The sequence below is a fragment of the Variovorax sp. UC122_21 genome, assembly GCF_044056785.1.
In the GTDB taxonomy this organism is placed as follows: Bacteria; Pseudomonadota; Gammaproteobacteria; order Burkholderiales; family Burkholderiaceae_C; genus Variovorax.
The window spans coordinates 1087476-1102836 of the sequence record NZ_CP172003.1; the positions used below are offsets into that span (position 1 = coordinate 1087476).

Here is a 15361-nt window from a genome sequence, read left to right on the forward strand (position 1 = left end):
TCGGCATTCAGGGCATCACGTGGAGCTCGTTCAGGCCACGAGCTTAGGGCGGAAACGAATTTTTGAACCGCTACCATTTCTGACAAGTCTCAAAGCGGGCGGCTGTCAAAAAATCAGTTCGAAAACTCTCGGTCCCTCGGCCAGCAACGTCGCTGGCGCGAGGGCTTTCCACCGCACGCACGCTCCGAGAGTCCGGCCGCAAAGTCCTTGCCCGGCGACCGCGAATCGATAGAGTTCAACCCGACCTATCGACCGCCGTCCCGCGCCATGACCTCCAACCGTCGCTCCAGCGTGATCCGTGCCCGCGTACCCTCAGAAACACGGGCCAGGTTTTCCGCCCTTGCTGCGTTCCATGGCCTCTGCGAGGCTCACCTGCTCGCTCGCATGGTCAACGAGGTTCTCAAGGGTTCAAGCACTGCCGAACCGGATGGCCCTGAAAGAAAGGAAACGTCGGCGGCCGACGTGGAGGACTCCGCGCTCCCTCGCGTCGCACTGCGCCTTCGAACGGGTGACCGCGCCCTGGCAACACTGCGCGCCGATGCCTGTGGCATGAAGCTCAGCAGCTATCTGGTCCTGCTCGTGCGCAATCATGTGCGACGCTTGGCGGTCCCGCCCCCCTGCGAACTGACGCAGCTCAAGATTCTTTGCGCACACCTGGCCTCGCTACGACGGCAGCTCGAGGCGTTCGGCACGCCGAACACTTCCATCGGCGTGGCCACCGAGCTCGGCGGCGTGCTTGCAGAGGTTCGGAGTCAGGTGGAAGCCGCGCGCAAGGAGGCGGCGGCTGTTGTACGCAGGAACCTCATCTGCTGGGAAACCGGCGCGCAGGCCTGAGATGCCCGCGAAAAACGCGCAAACCAGTCGGCAAGGCGCCGCACCGATCGGGGCCACACCCGATATGTTGTTGGACATCGTGAGCTATGGCCGCAAGGGGCCCGGCGGCATCTTGCGCTTCAGTTCCGACGAGCTCGCGCAGATCCGGCGCACAATCGATCGCGCGCCAGAGGTGATGGTGAAAATCACCGGTGGCGGACGCGACGCCTCCAGCGTTCAAGTTCATCTGGACTACATCGGCCGGCAGGGAAACCTTCCCATCGAAGACGACGAAGGACGCACTCATCACGGAAGAAGCGCCGCTCGCGAACTCGCATGCGACTGGCAGTTGGAACTCTGCAAAGGTCAGTACAAAGCCAAGCCACGCAAAGGTCAAACGGACACTCGTCCCAAGGTCGCGCACAACATTGTGCTGTCGATGCCTCAAGGTACACAGCCGGAAAAGCTGCTGAGGGCGGCACGCTTGTTCGCACGCACGAACTTCGGGCAGCGCCACCGATACGCCATGACCTTGCATGTCGACCAGGCGCATCCGCATGTGCATCTGGTCGTCAAAAGCGAGGAGGAGTACGAGCCAACAAGGCGGCTGTGCATCTACAAAGCCACGCTTAGACAGTGGCGCGAGCAGTTCGCCGCGCTCCTGCGCGAAGAAGGCGTCACGGCCAATGCGACAGCCAGGCAGGTACGAGGACAGATGCGCACTCCCTACAGCACAGCGGTCCATCATCGCCTGCAGGCGCTGCAAGCATCAGCTCAGTGGCCGCCGGAGGAGAAGGATCGGCACTGCGCGCCAAAAACTTCCACCTTGCTGCAAGCAAAAATTGAAAAGGTGCTGCGTCTCCTCGGGACCCAGGAGCAGGTCATCGATCACGGCCTCGAGGCGATGCAACGCACGCGACAAGGAGTCCTCCATGATTGGCGCACCACGGCCCAGCAACTGCGCGGGCAGGGAGAGGCCAAACTGGCAGCGCAGGTCGATCGCTTTGTCGAAAGCATGCCCGCAGTGCAGACCGACGCGAGATGGCTCGCAGAGCGTTGGAAGGCGCAGGCGAAGGGCCGTGCAGACCTGGCGCCTGTCGCCCCGGACAAAGGACCGCGAACACGGTGAGGAACCAGAGGCCGACGGGCCTCGCAGCTGCAGTGCATGCGACGCTCAGCGCCAGATCTCGCTTCACATAACTCTAGAAGCAATGCCTGCCAATCGAGAAACATCGTGGGTGCCACGCGCAGAGACGACGTCGACATGCAGAGCATCCAGGCGCAGAAAGCTGGCAGCGACCATGGGCTGCAATACGAAGGATCGCCCAGCGGCCGCATCAGCAAGCGCTTGCTCTACCTAAGCCAATTCAGTTGCATGATGCGGATGGTCGCTTCGACGCAGCAACCAGAATTTCTACGTCAGGTCTCAGGATCTGCAGCGTCGAACATTTCTTTGTTGCTTGCACCGCACAAGCCACCAGCGAGCCCTCCCTTGCCGCGATACACCGGGAGATGAACGACTTGAGGGGATGTCGGCTTGGCTTTCAGCCGCAGCCGAAGCCCTTCCTCGATCAAACGCGTGAGACTCGTCCGCTGCTGCGTAGCAAGTGCCTTGGCTTGCATCAGCAAAATGTCGTTGAGATTGAGCGTCGTTTTCATAGCCTGTGATCGAGAACTCGGTATGGACTTCTGTACTGTAGTTCGAGCGGGTAGTCCGTCAAGCTCCGTACGCCTGGAAATCGTTGGTTGAAGCGCTTCACCTGCCTCAAGCAGTGACGCCCACCGATTAAAGAACCGATATTGACGTCATGCTCGTCTCCTCGGGAGTTGCCGTCCAGATGCTGCGCCGATGAGTCATGTGTCTTCGCCGCTAAGCGCATATCTCGTCGAACGCGCAGACGGATCGATGCCGAACGTGGCGCTGCGCCCCGCAGCTGCGTCAATAACTGCTCCGGCGCCGCCGCGCGGCTCGTCAATGGTCCAGCCCAGAACGCCGATTCGACCTCGATGCAGCGCCGCCTCGCGTCAACGTTGACGCGACCTGGTGCGCGATCCACTTTGCCGCCACCTCCATGACTATCGGCATGGTCGCTGCGCGGCTCCCGACTCGTCGGCCGAAAGTTCGTGCTGTCACGATCTTGGTTGGATCCGAAGTCGTCAAGCCGCTATACGGAAACAGGTTCCTTCGGGGGTGAGGCGACCAAGCTTGTCCCAAAGGTGAGAGGTCGGTGGCTCGCCAATGGCTTGGAAAGGGTCGGCATACGTTGACAACGCGTATGGGAGATGCCGGCAAGACTGGCGCGTTCCCAGCAAGTCCGCGATGACCTACGGTCGGCCAGGAGCGGCCCTTCGGCGCCGCCACGCAGGCGTCTGTGCGTGGAGTCAGGAGAACTGCGCCGGGCGGACAACCCACGATGGGCGCGTCACCACCGGCCGCAGGTCAACAGTCGCCAGTCGCCAGTCGCCAGTCGCCAGTCGCCAGTCGCCAGTCGCGCTAACCAAGCATTCATCGATCAGGGCCTCTTGCGCTGATCAGATCGCGCACGGCAACGGTCAGTACCAAGAGTGCCAAGCCAGCTGCGGTCAGCGTCGCCGCCGTGTAGAAGCCGATCAGAGCCCAATAGAGTACAGGCTGCTCGGCTGCAAGGACGTCAGGTCCTTTGCGGTTGTTGAGCACCCCCGTGCGCAGGCTTTCCACCACTTCGGTCGCTCCCATCAGGCAACCCCAGCCGATCAAGGTCGCGACGGCGAGAGCTGCCAGCGACTGCAGCCACGGCCGACGGCGGCTTGGGGCATCCGGCCGACACGTCACGCGCTCGCCGCGCCGGCAAAGGTCAAGCAATTGCCGAAGAAATGACGCACTGTTAACTCACGCTTGCACAGGGTCACGGGGCAGATGGTTGGAGGAAATGGCTTAAGCATGACAGTTCGCTGATGCGGGCGGGCAGAGCAACTTTACTCGAACGTCCCCCTTTCGGATCTCGCGATCGGCTGCCGCGGCCCCATCGCGAAGCAGCCGTTACCTCAAGCCGCACTGACAGGCGCGTGCCATGCTCCGTCATAGACCATGCCCCGACCATCGGCAAGGCAACATCACTGCCGCCGGCATCGTCCGGCGCGAGGCGGCCACCGACCAGGACAGTGATCCAACGCAAGCGATTCTGTGAGGTGCTTGACGTGCCCGACAACGATGATGCCGAGGTTGTCTTTTCGCGACGAGTTTTTGGATCATCGTCGGCTGCGCGCCGCTTTTGTGCTTGATCGACTCCGCACACGGAGGGCTCCCGATAGCGACGATCAATGTGAGCAGAAGGTGTAGCTGGGTCCGAAAAATCTGATCCGGCTCGGCCTCAAGCACGTATGGTGTGTTCCAAATGTTGGAAATTCATGCCTCCTGAAGCCGCTCGCCCTCTCAAGAACGATTCCCATGCCTCTGTTCCCTGTTCCTTATGCACTGATGGCCTCGTGGACTGCCGGAGCTGTCGCGGGGACGGGCTTTACCGCACATACGACGGGGACGAGATTCCCTGCCCCTCATGCTTTGCGGAAGGGTTGGTCGTCTGTAGCGCGTGCAGGGGCACCGGGTTCCGGGCGCTGATCGCTCGGCACCCCATCGAGGCTCCGGATTCAGTAGTCGGGCAAGGCGGCGCCGAGGCTGCGCGGCCCCCTGATCGCCACGTCGAGCGCAGCTTTTGGGATGGTCATCGCTTCCAACCACTGATGGCGGTGTACATCGCAGCGATCGCCCTGATGGCGTTGATCAGCACGTTCCTCTGACCCGGTCGGCCACCAGCGACGAGGGCGAGTCGAGGCCCGACGCTCTCGGCCGCTCAAAGTGACTTCGAACTCGCGGCAGATGGCGCGCTTCACAGAGCAGGACGAAGAGAAAACACGCCCGATCCCGATGGCGTTTACACAGCAGTCAGCGAGACTGCCCCTGAAGTCGCTGCGCCCGCGCTGCCGGGGGCCGCATGCCGCTATGGAATTGCGGCCATTCGCTGCAGGTCTTCGCGTTCCAGCGTTCAGAGTGGCCGCCACGTGAGCGTCCTTGCTGCTTTTGTGGTGTGAGTTTTTCTCGCCGCACGTGTGACATATCATCGATGGCAGCTGTCGGCGGCCCACCCTAGCATCGCGCCATGACGATGCCGACCGCTGTCTCGCAGCCAACTGAGGCAAAAAAGGCATCCAGCAACCGCACCCGCGTGTTATGGACAACCTGTGCTGCACATGCACTCCATGACGGCTACGGCGACATGATTTATGCGCTGCTGCCGATCTGGCAGGCGGAGTTCCAACTCGGCTATGCCTCGCTGGCGTTGGTGCGGGGCGTCTACACTGGGACGATGGCTGTGTTCCAGCTCTCTGCAGGTCGTCTGGCCAGCTGGATCGGAAGCCGTGCCACGCTGGCGCTCGGGACGCTGCTCGCCGCACTGGGCTATGCGGCGGCGGGCCTGTCCGGTGGTCTGCTTGGCTTGTGCGTCGCTTTGGCCCTGTCGGGCAGCGGTTCGAGCACCCAGCATCCATTGGCTTCGGGTGCCGTGTCGCGCGCCTATGGGCGCAACGCCCGCGGGCCCCTCGGTATCTACAACTTTGCCGGAGATCTGGGCAAGGCCGCCCTGCCCGCGGCGATCTCGCTGCTGGCCACCATGATGCCGTGGCGTCATGCACTGTGGGCCATGTCCATCGTCGGTGGATTGGTCGCTGCAGGCCTGGCACTTTGGCTTCCGTCAACACCTCGCGACCCGGCGATCGAAGACGTTGAAGGCGCCGATGAAAAGAATCCGTCAGCCACCGGCTTTCGGCTCCTTCTGGCGATCGGTGTGCTGGACAGCGCCGTGCGCATGGGGCTGCTGACCTTCTTGCCGTTCCTGCTCAAAGGCAAGGGCATATCGACGCCGATGCTGGGCACAGCCCTGGCGATGGTCTTCATCGGCGGCGCCGCCGGGAAGTTCATCTGCGGCTGGCTCGGCCAGCGCATGGGCGTCATCGGTACCGTGCTCGCCACCGAATGCGGAACTGCGGTGTGCATCCTATCGGTGATGCTGTGTCCCCTGGTTCCCGCGCTGGTCTTGCTGCCGTTGCTGGGCGCGCTCATGAACGGAACCTCTTCCGTGCTGTACGGCACGGTACCCGAACTGGCACCCGGGGGAAATGACGAACGTGCCTTTGCGCTCTTCTACACAGGCACCATCGGCTCGAGCGCGATTTCTCCGGTGGTGTACGGTCTTCTGGGGGATCGGGTCGGCATCCAGTGGGCTACATGCGCGACGGCGCTGACTGCCATCGCCGTGGTCCCATTGGCGTTGGCGTTGCGCGCGCGTTTGTCGCTCACCGACCAGGCGGTCTGATGGCCCCACTCGACCACGAGCCAGAACATCCGGCCTTCTTCTCACTCTCTGGACCTTCAACCCATGGAAAATGCTTCTCAGGCACCCGTCATCTTGATCACAGGCGGCAGCCGCGGCGTCGGTGCGGCCACAGCGCGTCTCGCAGCCGCGCAAGGCTATGACGTGGTGATCAGCTATCTCTCAGACGAACCGGCTGCCGATACCGTCATCGCGGACGTGCGAGCCACGGGCCGGCAAGGGTTGGCAGTGCGAGCTGATAGCGCAGATCCCGCGCAAGTCGCTCGTCTGTTCGCGGAGCTCGACCGGACGTTCGGACGCCTCGATGTGCTCGTGAACAACGCCGCCATCTTGCAAAAGCAATGTCGACTGGAAGATCTCGACTTCGAGCGGATGCACCGCATCTTTGCAGTCAACGCCATCGGCCCGATCCTTTGCGCACAGCAAGCGATCAAGCGCATGTCCAGCCGCCACAACGCGCGAGGGGGAGCGGTGATCAATGTCTCGTCGGCAGCCGCGCGGCTCGGCAGTCCCAACGAATATGTCGACTACGCCGCATCGAAGGGTGCGCTCGAAACCTTCACGACCGGATTCGCCAAGGAGGTCGCTCGCGAGGGCATCCGCGTCAACTGCGTTCGCCCGGGTCATATCTACACGCAGATGCATGCCAGTGGCGGCGAGCCCGGCAGAGTGGATCGTGTCAAGGACTCGATCCCGATGGGCCGAGGCGGCCAGCCCGAAGAAGTGGCGCGAGCGATCCTGTGGCTGGCCAGCGCCGAGGCCTCTTTCGTCACCGGCACCTTCCTCGACGTGACGGGCGGCAAGTAGCGGTTGTTCAACGCAGCGTGCCAGTTTCGAAGGCACGCAGCGCGAAGCGCAATGCTCCCGCCACCACGCTCGCGACGACACGCGGCTGCCCGGGAACCGCGTCATCCACCAGCACAAAATCTGCCCGCTGCCCTGTCTCCAAGCGCCCGCGGTCCGTCAACCCCACCGCCGTCGCGGCATGGTGTGAGACCATGCTCCATGCCTCGGGGAACGAAAGCACCTCTCGGCGTGCGAGGTCGAATGCGGCGAGCAGCGGCGACGGATAGTAGTAGTCTGACGTCAGTACATCGCACAGGCCCTTGCGGACCATGTCCTCGGCTCGTGGCGCCCCCACGTGACTGCCACCGCGCAGCACATTGGGCGCGCCGAACACGATGAGGTCACCCGCCACCCTCGCTTCTCTCGCCGCATCCTCGCTCAGCGGAAACTCGGCCACATTGCAGCCCCAGAGGCTCAGACGTCGCCGCTGCGCCGCATCCGGATCGTCATGCGACGCGACGCTCAGCCCGGCTCGCCTGGCCTGTGCCACGAGCTGTGCCAACCCCGGCGCCTCGGGCACTGTCTGACTGGCCGCCTCAACGCGCTGAACAAAGGTCTGCACATCGCATTCCGCGCGCTCCGCGTACCGGGCGAGATGCACGGGATCGTCCAGCTTGGCCGCCAGCTGCGGCCAATGGTCATTGATGGACAGGAAGTGAACATGGCCAGCTTCGATCCATCGACTTGCGGCAGCCCAACCCTCCACGAATCTGGCTTCCAGTCGCAAGTGAAATCGGTGGTCGGCGCCCCATCGAACGCCGCGCTTCTGCAAGGCGTGAAGCATTTGCTCGGCAACGGCCAAGCCGCGCAGCCCGCCTTCCCACGAAATGGTCACGCCGTGATAGGCCGTCGTGATGCCGTTGGCCAGCAGCTGGGCGTCCACATCCGTGAGTGCCGTCGCGTGCGGCACTTGAACGCCTGCCCGGGGCCTGAGTGCCCGCTCGAAGGCATCGCCATGGATGTCAACGATGCCAGGCAGGACGAGCAGGTCGCCCGCATCCAGGAACGCATCGGACGACGCAGCCCCGTGCAGCAGCGTTTCGTCCACAGCGAAGGAGGCCGGCGCCAAGCCTTCGGGCGTGAGCACGCGCGCCCCTCGAATGCCAGCCAGGGGAGGATCGGTGTGGGACGCGCGCAACATGCGGCGATGCTACCCGAGCTCCGCAAGCGAGGCGGGGCAGCACCAGGCGCATCACGTCGTCGTGCGGGGAGTCAGTGACCAGGGATCATCCAGTGAAGATGGTTTTGTTGCAGCCACACCAACACGCCCAGCAAAAGGGTCAGAAAGATGCTGTGCTTGAACGTGCGCGCGACGATGGCCCCCTCTTTGCCATGCATCCCTGTGGTTGCAACACCGCACGCGATGCTCTGCGGGGAGATCATCTTGCCGAAGACGCCCCCGGTCGAGTTCGTGGCTGCCATCAGCGTGGGGCTGAGCCCCAGCTGGTTCGCCGCCACCACCTGCATATTGCCGAACAGGGCATTGCCGGAGGTATCGCTGCCGGTAAGGAACACCGCGATCCACCCAAGGAAGGCCGACACGAAGGGGAACCATGGACCCACCGCCACGATGCCCAGGCCCAGGCTGTACGTCATCCCAGAATAGTTCATCAGGTAGGCCAGACCGATGATCATGGCGACTGTGGCCACGGGCACCGCTGTTTGCCGAAAGGTGTCCTTCGCAGCGCCGAAGAAGTCCTTGACTGACAAGCGCATGACGACTGCGGAGACCAACGCAGCAACCAGCACCGCCGTACCGGTCGTCAGCGGCTGGAAGCTCCACACCGCCGGATACGCCTTCTGGTAGACAGTGATGTACACCGCCTTGTCGAGCCCGGGCCAGGGGATCGAGACTTCCCCGATTTTTCCGAGATTCGCGACGGTCCATCCCACGGCAATCACTGCAACGATCAGCCACGGATACCAGCTTTGCCGACCTGTCACGCTCGTTCGGGCAATGCTCGCCCGGTCGATGTTGACATGGTAGTGAGCATCGGGCGCCGGCTTCCAGTAGCGCAGGAAAGTCATCGTCACCACGATCGCCACGATCGCGGCCAGCACGTCACAGATCGCATAGCTCAAGAAGTTGGCGGCAAGGAACTGGGTGATCGCGAAGCTTTTCCCCCCGCCACGAGTGCAAGCGGCCAGACGGCGCGCAAGCCTTTCACGCCGCTGTAGATCGTCAGCACATAGAAGGGCAGCAGGAACGCGAAAAAGGGGAGCTGGCGCCCTGCCATCTGGCCCAGTTCCGCGGCAGGCAGCCCGGTGACGGCAGCCAGAACCGTGATCGGCAGGCCCATGGCGCCAAACGCGACCGGAACCGTATCGAAGATCAGCATGAATACCAGCGCATCGAGCACCGGAAAGCCGAGCGTGACGAGCAAAGCGGAGGTGATGGCAATGGGCGTACCAGTCCCCGCCACGGCCTCCAAGAGCGAGCCGAAGAGGAAACCCACCACCAGGAGCACAACCCGTCGATCGTTGGGCACGTTGTCCAGCACCCAAACACGAAAGGCGTCGAGCCGTCCCGCTCGTATGGTCATGTTGAACAAAAAGATCGCCGCGACCACGACCCACATCACGGGCCACACCGCCAACACTGCGCCGAGGGCCACGGCGTTGAAGGCCATGCCGACTGGAAACTGCCAGCCGTAGACCGCAACGGCCAGACCTACGCCCAGGCCCGCAAGACCCGCCTGCCAGCCAGGTCGCCGTAGCACGCCGAGCATCAGCAGCACGGTCGTGATCGGAAGTGCCGCCACGATGAAGGTGGGCAGCAGTGCGCCGCCGATCGGCATCGTCAATTGATGAAACATCTTGTCTCCTGCACTCGCGCGCTCGCGCGAGCTTGCTTTTTGGTTCTTGTTCAGTGCGCCGCGCGCGTTTCGCGGTGCTGCGCGTAGATTTGCGAGAGCATGGAAAAGTAGTGCTCGAACGGCGGCGTCTTGACGCCGGGCACCTTGGCCGCGTCATCCCAGCGGCGCAGCCGCATGGCGTCGAGGGCGAAGGGGCGATGCTGGAAGGCATCTGCCTCCTCCTTCGTGTAGATGCCGCCCTGCAGTTTCAGCGTGTGAATGGACAGCGGGCTGAGCTTCGCGCGGTATGTCGGATCGATCGCGCACAGACAGCGCTTGGCCTCGACGTGCAGACCGATGGGATCGACCACTGCGCTTGGGAGAACGGGGCGCAAGAACGGCAGCGCCACGTACTGGTGCAGGTCGTCACCCGTTCCAAAAGGCGATCCGTCGTCCGAACTCGGCGCCCCTTCTTCATGGTGCTTGCTCAAACCGATCAGATGCCCCAGGTCGTGCAGGAATGCCGCGACGATCAGTTCCTGCTCGGCGCCTTCGGATTCGCCCAGATGGGCCGTCTGCAGTGCGTGCTCCAGTTGCGTGACCGCTTCCTTGCCGTATGCCCGTGAGCCGTACGCGTCGAATAACGCCCGAATATCTTCAAGCTCCAAAGCCATGCTCGCTCCTTGTTCTCAGGTGTATGAAACGAGCGATGCTATTTTTCGGAGCCGTCTGGTATCAATCGATTTAAGTTGAGACAGGCCTGTGAGTTTTTCTGAACTCGCCCCTGGACCCGGCTTGGTTCCAGCTAGCTCGCAACCACTGGGCCCGTGTTGCCGACATCCACGAGCCAGGCACAGAAGGCCTCCACCGCGGCGTCACCCTTGGTCCGCTCCGGGCAGTACCAAAAGTAGCTCCTGGCCGGCAGCGCGTACTGCGGCATGACGTACTGCAGCCGCCCTTCGTCGATGTCATCGGCCACCAAGGCCGTCGGACCGATGGCAACGCCCACGGCGTTGACGGCGGCCTGGATGGACAGGTAAAGGTGCTCGAAGGTCAGTTCGCTGCGGCATTGGATCGTCTGGCTGCCCACGGCCGAAAACCAGTTGGACCAAAGCGCCGGCAGGCTGCTGGTGTGAAGCAGCACATGCTGCTTCAGGTCACTGGGCTGCTGGATCGGTGAACGCAGCAACAACTCCGGCGCCGCGACGGCGATCCGTTGCTCATCGAGGAATCGCCCCGAACGAAAGCCATGATGGCTTTCCGGGCCGCCGGTCAGGAACACTTCGAAGTCGTTGACGCGCGGCGGCATGGCGTCGGCCGCAATCGACAGCCGGATCTCGACATCGGGATACCTTCTCTGGAAATCCGGCAACCGGGGGATGAGCCAACGCATCGTGAACGTCGGCAAGGACTGCACGCGGATGATGCGGGTCGTCTGCGGCCGTCGGATCTGGTCAGCCACAGCGGCCAGGCTGTTCAGCATGGCATTGACCTCGGTGTGAAAGCGCATGCCATCGGCCGTGAGCTGCAGCCCGCGCGGCAGCCGCAGGAACAAGGCGGTGCCCAGCCATTGTTCGAGCACCTGGATCTGCCGGCTGATCGCGCCATGCGTCACGCACAGCTCATCGCCAGCCTTCGTGAAGCTGAGGTGGCGCGCGGCCGCGTCGAAGGCCTTGATGGAATTCAGCGGAGGAAGGGCTCGCATGGCATGCATCGGAACTGAGGAGGACGATCAAAAAGCATACATCCGTTGGTCTGCATAAAAACTCACCCGGCGTGTGAGCAATGGTCGATTGATCCTGAGGCCCACCGAAACCCACAATCGCGGCCTCCTTCACTGCGCCTCTCGCCGGCCCGACGCCCTGCGTCGTGTCACCTCGATGATCCACTTGCTCAACCTTCTCGCTGCGATCGCTCTGCTCGTGTGGGGCACGGGGATCGTGCGCACCGGCGTCATTCAACTCTTTGGCGCCAACCTGCGCGATGTTCTCTCGCGCAGCCTGAAAAATCGCTTCCTGGCGATGTTCGCAGGCGTGACGGTGACAGGCATCGTCCAGTCGAGCACGGCCACCGCGGTACTCATTTCATCGTTCGTCGGCAGCGGCCTGGTCGGCCTGCCCGCCGGATTGGCCGTGATGCTCGGCGCGGAGGTGGGCACCAGCCTGATGGCGGTGGTCTTCTCCTTCGACCTGTCCTGGCTTTCACCGCTGCTCGTGCTCGCGGGGGTCGTGCTCGCCACCGGCTCAGAGAAGCGAAAGCGCGCCCGCGTGGGGCATGTGCTGATTGGCTTCGGTCTGATCACGCTCGGGCTGCAGCTGATCGTCAGCGCGACCCAGCCCCTGCTCGCCTCTGCAACGTTTCGCAGCCTGGTGCTCGCACTGCCCGACGATGTTTTTCTGGAGATCGTCGTCGGTGCCCTGCTGACGATGGCGACCTATTCAAGTCTCGCCTTTGTGCTCCTGACCGCGACTTTGACGGCTTCGGGCGTCCTGCCGATATCGATGGCAATGTGCCTCGTGTTGGGCGCGAACATCGGCAGCGGAATTCTGGCACTGCTCACCAGCTCGGGACCGCGTGCGATCCGCATGCGGCTTCCGCTCGGCAGCCTGCTGTTCAAGCTGCTCGGATGCGCCCTGGCCGTGGTCATGCTCCCCCAGATCGAGCATCTGCTGCAACAGAACTTCTCGAGCTTGCATACCCAGGTGATTGCCTTTCACCTGGGGTTCAACCTCACGCGGGCCGTGCTTCTGATTGGGCTGACGGGACCGATGGCGAAGGTCGTCGAAACGCTGCTACCCACCCCTGCCACGCCGGTCGGCGAGATCCGCCCGCGACATCTCGATCCTGGCGCCCTGGCGACCCCTTCCCTCGCGATCAGCTGTGCGGCTCGCGAGGCCCTGCACCAAGCGGATCTGGTTGAAGCCATGCTCACCGGCATCCTCCCGGTGCTTCGCAACGCCGACCTCACGCTGGCCGAGCAGTTGCGCAAGATGGACGACCGCGTCGACGAAATCTGCTCGTCGATCAAGTTTTACCTCACGCAGATCCCTCGCGATGCGTTGCCGGAGAAAGAAGGACGCCGCTGGTCGAACATTGTCTCGTTCACCATCCACATGGAACAGGTTGGTGACCTCATCGAGCATGTGATCCAAGACCTCGAGGACAAGCAGATCCGCAAGGCCAGCCGCTTCTCGGATGCCGGGATGGGAGAAATCGCGGATCTGCACTCGCGATTGATTGCCAACCTGAGGCTGGCGATGAGCGTTTTCCTGGACGGCCAGGTGCACGATGCGAGAGCGCTGCTTGAGGAGAAGGCCCGGTTCCGCGAGCTGGAACACGCGTATGCCGCCAACCATCTTGCACGTCTCCAGATGCAGACGAGCCAAAGCATCGAGACAAGCTCTCTGCACCTTGACCTCATCAGCGATCTCAAGCGCATCAACTCCCTCATCTGCTCCATCGCGTACCCGATCCTGGAGACAGCCGGCGCCTTGACAAAGACACGGCTGCGTCATTCGAGCGCACTGCCGGCCACCTCCGCACAGGAACCCGTCGCCTGACCGGCACGCCCAGCCCTCTTCAACATCGCACTCTATGACCGCCCCCAACTCATCGCCTGCCTGCGTCGCCGGGCAAAGCAGCAGCACTTTTCTCGACGGCCTGCTCGCGACCGCCCGTCAATGCGGCCGGCGGAAGATCGCCATGGTGTTTCCCTGCGACGCAGCCGCGCTCCAGACAGGCTATCGGCTGACCGAAGAAGACATCGCCGATGTGAGCTTGTTCGGCCCGCGCGATCGTCTGCTCGAGCTCGGGGCGCGCGAAGGCACCGATCTGGAGCGATTTGAGTTGATCGACACCGGCGCCGACGCTGCGTCGGCTGCTCAGACAGCGTGCAAGCATGCGGCCGCCGGAAGCCTCGACATGTTGATGAAGGGCTCACTCCACACCGATGAACTGATGCGCGCGGTGGTCGCGCGCATTGACGGGCTGCGCACGCAGCGGCGTATTTCTCATGCCTTCGTGCTGCAAGTGCCGGGCCGCCCATCGCCGCTGATCATCTCCGACTGCGTCGTGAACGTGGCACCGACCTTGGGCGAGAAGGTGGAAATTCTTGAACATGCCATTCATTTGGCAAGAGCGCTCGGCGTTGTCCGGCCAAGAGCGGCTGTTGTCTCCTTCACCGAATCGGTCTTACCGGGTGCTCCGAGCACGCTCGATGCCGCAGCCATCGCGAAGATGGCGCAGCGTGGTCAGATCATCGATGCGGCTGTGGATGGTCCGCTTGCCTTCGACAACGCGGTGTCCATCGCATCTGCGAGCGCCAAGGGCATCGACTCATCCGTCGCCGGCAGAGCAGACATTCTTCTGATGCCAAACCTCGAAGCTGGCAACGCCCTCTACAAGTCGCTCGTTTACATGGCTGGTGCGTCTTGTGCCGGCGTCGTGCTGGGAACGAAAAAGCCTGTGGTCCTCACCAGCCGCACGGACAGTCTCGAGTCCAAGGTGTACTCGGCGGCGTTGGCAAGCGTGCTGCTGCGCGACGAATGCACGTCCTGATGGACTGGGCGCCCATGCTCGTGAAGCAACACCCTTTGACAGAAACGGTCAGGCCATGAAGCAAATCCTTGTGTACGGGGACAGCATGAGTTGGGGCATGGTCCCCGGCACCCGCAATCGTTACGCCTTCGATCAACGGTGGCCGGGTGTTCTGGAAGCCGCACTTCACAGCGCCGGTTTGCGGGAGATCCGAGTCGTCGAGAACTGCCTTCCCGGCCGGAAAACGATCTGGGACGATCCATTTCGCCCAGGGCGAAATGGCGCGGCAGGGCTCGGCGAGGTGATCGAGATGTGCGCCCCGCTGGAGTTAGTGATTATTCAGCTGGGAACCAACGACTTCCAGGCCCCCTTCGGCATCAGGGCCTGGGCAGCCGCCTCCGGCGTCGGAAAGCTGGTTGAAATCGTACGCCATGCCCCGTTGGAACCCGGCATGCCGCAGCCTCGCATCCTGATCGTGGCACCGCCGGAGATCGTTCAGCCGAAGGGCACCAACGAGAAAAAGTTCGAAGGTGCGGTCGAGCGAAGCAACGGCTTCGCCGCGGCGCTGGCAGAGATGGCGGTGGCGAAATCTGTTCACTTCTTTGACCTGAACCCGATCACGAGCCGCAGTGACATCGACGGAATTCATCTTGACGCCAACCAACACGACGTTATCGGCAAGGCGGCCGCGTTGGTTGTGCACGGGCTGATCGTTCGATCAAAAAACATATCTGATTCCATGTTGCACGCGAAATGAGAAGTTGCCCTTAGCAACCGGCCCGGCGAGCGAAGCGCCCCCTGAAAAGCGTGGGTCCGCAGTCGCGGGCAAGCCGAGTTGTCGCAACGCCAAGACGCATCTCGACCCCGTGAGCCGATCCTTCAAAGGGAATCGCGCATCACCGCGTGATGCGGTCAAACGAGGGTGTGTGTAAGTCCAGAGCCCCAAACGCGAGCATTCAAGAGCCGGCGAGACGAAGACCTCCTAGACAATTCGAGCTTGAGCCT

General features: G+C 62.9%; 12 protein-coding genes and 1 pseudogene. 7 read left to right on the forward strand and 6 right to left on the reverse strand.

The features are described 5' to 3' along the window. The first annotated feature begins 267 nt into the window (after positions 1-267). Together ACHMXE_RS05545 and ACHMXE_RS05550 are read left to right on the forward strand one after the other, a co-directional pair. Positions 268-834, forward strand: coding sequence for a hypothetical protein (locus tag ACHMXE_RS05545; protein WP_395347182.1), 567 nt, complete (start codon positions 268-270; stop codon positions 832-834). Position 835: 1 nt separating this feature from the next. Continuing rightward, complete coding sequence (locus ACHMXE_RS05550) at positions 836-1942, forward strand: relaxase/mobilization nuclease domain-containing protein (RefSeq protein WP_395347184.1); 1107 nt, start codon at positions 836-838, stop codon at positions 1940-1942. A gap of 290 nt (positions 1943-2232) precedes the next feature. Here the strand turns inward: ACHMXE_RS05550 and ACHMXE_RS05555 are convergent, their stop codons facing one another. Continuing rightward, positions 2233-2472, reverse strand: a complete 240-nt coding sequence (locus tag ACHMXE_RS05555; RefSeq protein WP_395347186.1) for a DUF6364 family protein — start codon at positions 2470-2472, stop codon at positions 2233-2235. An 847-nt stretch (positions 2473-3319) separates the two neighbouring features. Then, positions 3320-3550 carry a hypothetical protein gene (locus ACHMXE_RS05560; RefSeq protein ID WP_395347189.1) on the reverse strand — a complete coding sequence of 77 codons (231 nt, stop codon included), beginning with the start codon at positions 3548-3550 and terminating at the stop codon, positions 3320-3322. A 1405-nt stretch (positions 3551-4955) separates the two neighbouring features. Here ACHMXE_RS05560 and ACHMXE_RS05565 point away from each other — a divergent pair. Both ACHMXE_RS05565 and ACHMXE_RS05570 read left to right on the forward strand, forming a co-directional pair. After that, complete coding sequence (locus tag ACHMXE_RS05565; protein WP_395347440.1) at positions 4956-6161, forward strand: MFS transporter; 1206 nt, start codon at positions 4956-4958, stop codon at positions 6159-6161. 63 nt (positions 6162-6224) lie between these two features. Next, positions 6225-6986, forward strand: coding sequence for a glucose 1-dehydrogenase (locus ACHMXE_RS05570; protein WP_395347191.1), 762 nt, complete (start codon positions 6225-6227; stop codon positions 6984-6986). Between the two features lie 7 nt (positions 6987-6993). Here the strand turns inward: ACHMXE_RS05570 and ACHMXE_RS05575 are convergent, their stop codons facing one another. The 4 genes and pseudogenes from ACHMXE_RS05575 to gcvA all read right to left on the reverse strand — a co-directional run bounded on the left by ACHMXE_RS05575 (position 6994) and on the right by gcvA (position 11525). Next, complete coding sequence (locus ACHMXE_RS05575; protein WP_395347193.1) at positions 6994-8112, reverse strand: alpha-D-ribose 1-methylphosphonate 5-triphosphate diphosphatase; 1119 nt, start codon at positions 8110-8112, stop codon at positions 6994-6996. Positions 8113-8237: 125 nt separating this feature from the next. Next, a pseudogene (locus ACHMXE_RS05580) lies at positions 8238-9841 on the reverse strand (L-lactate permease). 50 nt (positions 9842-9891) lie between these two features. Then, positions 9892-10494: a phosphohydrolase gene (locus tag ACHMXE_RS05585; RefSeq protein WP_203208355.1), complete on the reverse strand. Its 603-nt coding sequence runs from the start codon at positions 10492-10494 to the stop codon at positions 9892-9894. Positions 10495-10625: 131 nt separating this feature from the next. Beyond that, positions 10626-11525, reverse strand: coding sequence for a transcriptional regulator GcvA (gene gcvA / locus ACHMXE_RS05590; RefSeq protein WP_281081822.1), 900 nt, complete (start codon positions 11523-11525; stop codon positions 10626-10628). 175 nt (positions 11526-11700) lie between these two features. Here gcvA and ACHMXE_RS05595 point away from each other — a divergent pair, with 175 nt between their 5' ends. From ACHMXE_RS05595 to ACHMXE_RS05605, 3 genes are read left to right on the forward strand one after another with little or no spacing between them, the layout of a single operon-like run. Continuing rightward, the gene (locus ACHMXE_RS05595) at positions 11701-13380 is read left to right on the forward strand and encodes a Na/Pi cotransporter family protein (RefSeq protein WP_395347196.1); all 1680 of its coding nucleotides are present in this window, start codon (positions 11701-11703) and stop codon (positions 13378-13380) included. Between the two features lie 34 nt (positions 13381-13414). Further along, the gene (locus ACHMXE_RS05600; protein WP_395347199.1) at positions 13415-14377 is read left to right on the forward strand and encodes a bifunctional enoyl-CoA hydratase/phosphate acetyltransferase; all 963 of its coding nucleotides are present in this window, start codon (positions 13415-13417) and stop codon (positions 14375-14377) included. Between the two features lie 55 nt (positions 14378-14432). Beyond that, complete coding sequence (locus ACHMXE_RS05605; protein ID WP_395347201.1) at positions 14433-15113, forward strand: SGNH/GDSL hydrolase family protein; 681 nt, start codon at positions 14433-14435, stop codon at positions 15111-15113. The last annotated feature ends 248 nt before the right edge of the window (positions 15114-15361 follow it).

Bases quoted from the DNA above. Each gene is read 5' to 3' on its own strand.
- ACHMXE_RS05545 (WP_395347182.1), top strand. From the start codon at position 268: ATGACCTCCAACCGTCGCTCCAGCGTGATCCGTGCCCGCGTACCCTCA.
- ACHMXE_RS05550 (WP_395347184.1), top strand. From the start codon at position 836: ATGCCCGCGAAAAACGCGCAAACCAGTCGGCAAGGCGCCGCACCGATC.
- ACHMXE_RS05555 (WP_395347186.1), bottom strand. From the start codon at position 2,472: ATGAAAACGACGCTCAATCTCAACGACATTTTGCTGATGCAAGCCAAG.
- ACHMXE_RS05565 (WP_395347440.1), top strand. From the start codon at position 4,956: ATGCCGACCGCTGTCTCGCAGCCAACTGAGGCAAAAAAGGCATCCAGC.
- ACHMXE_RS05570 (WP_395347191.1), top strand. From the start codon at position 6,225: ATGGAAAATGCTTCTCAGGCACCCGTCATCTTGATCACAGGCGGCAGC.
- ACHMXE_RS05585 (WP_203208355.1), bottom strand. From the start codon at position 10,494: ATGGCTTTGGAGCTTGAAGATATTCGGGCGTTATTCGACGCGTACGGC.
- gcvA (WP_281081822.1), bottom strand. From the start codon at position 11,525: ATGCGAGCCCTTCCTCCGCTGAATTCCATCAAGGCCTTCGACGCGGCC.
- ACHMXE_RS05595 (WP_395347196.1), top strand. From the start codon at position 11,701: ATGATCCACTTGCTCAACCTTCTCGCTGCGATCGCTCTGCTCGTGTGG.
- ACHMXE_RS05600 (WP_395347199.1), top strand. From the start codon at position 13,415: ATGACCGCCCCCAACTCATCGCCTGCCTGCGTCGCCGGGCAAAGCAGC.
- ACHMXE_RS05605 (WP_395347201.1), top strand. From the start codon at position 14,433: ATGAAGCAAATCCTTGTGTACGGGGACAGCATGAGTTGGGGCATGGTC.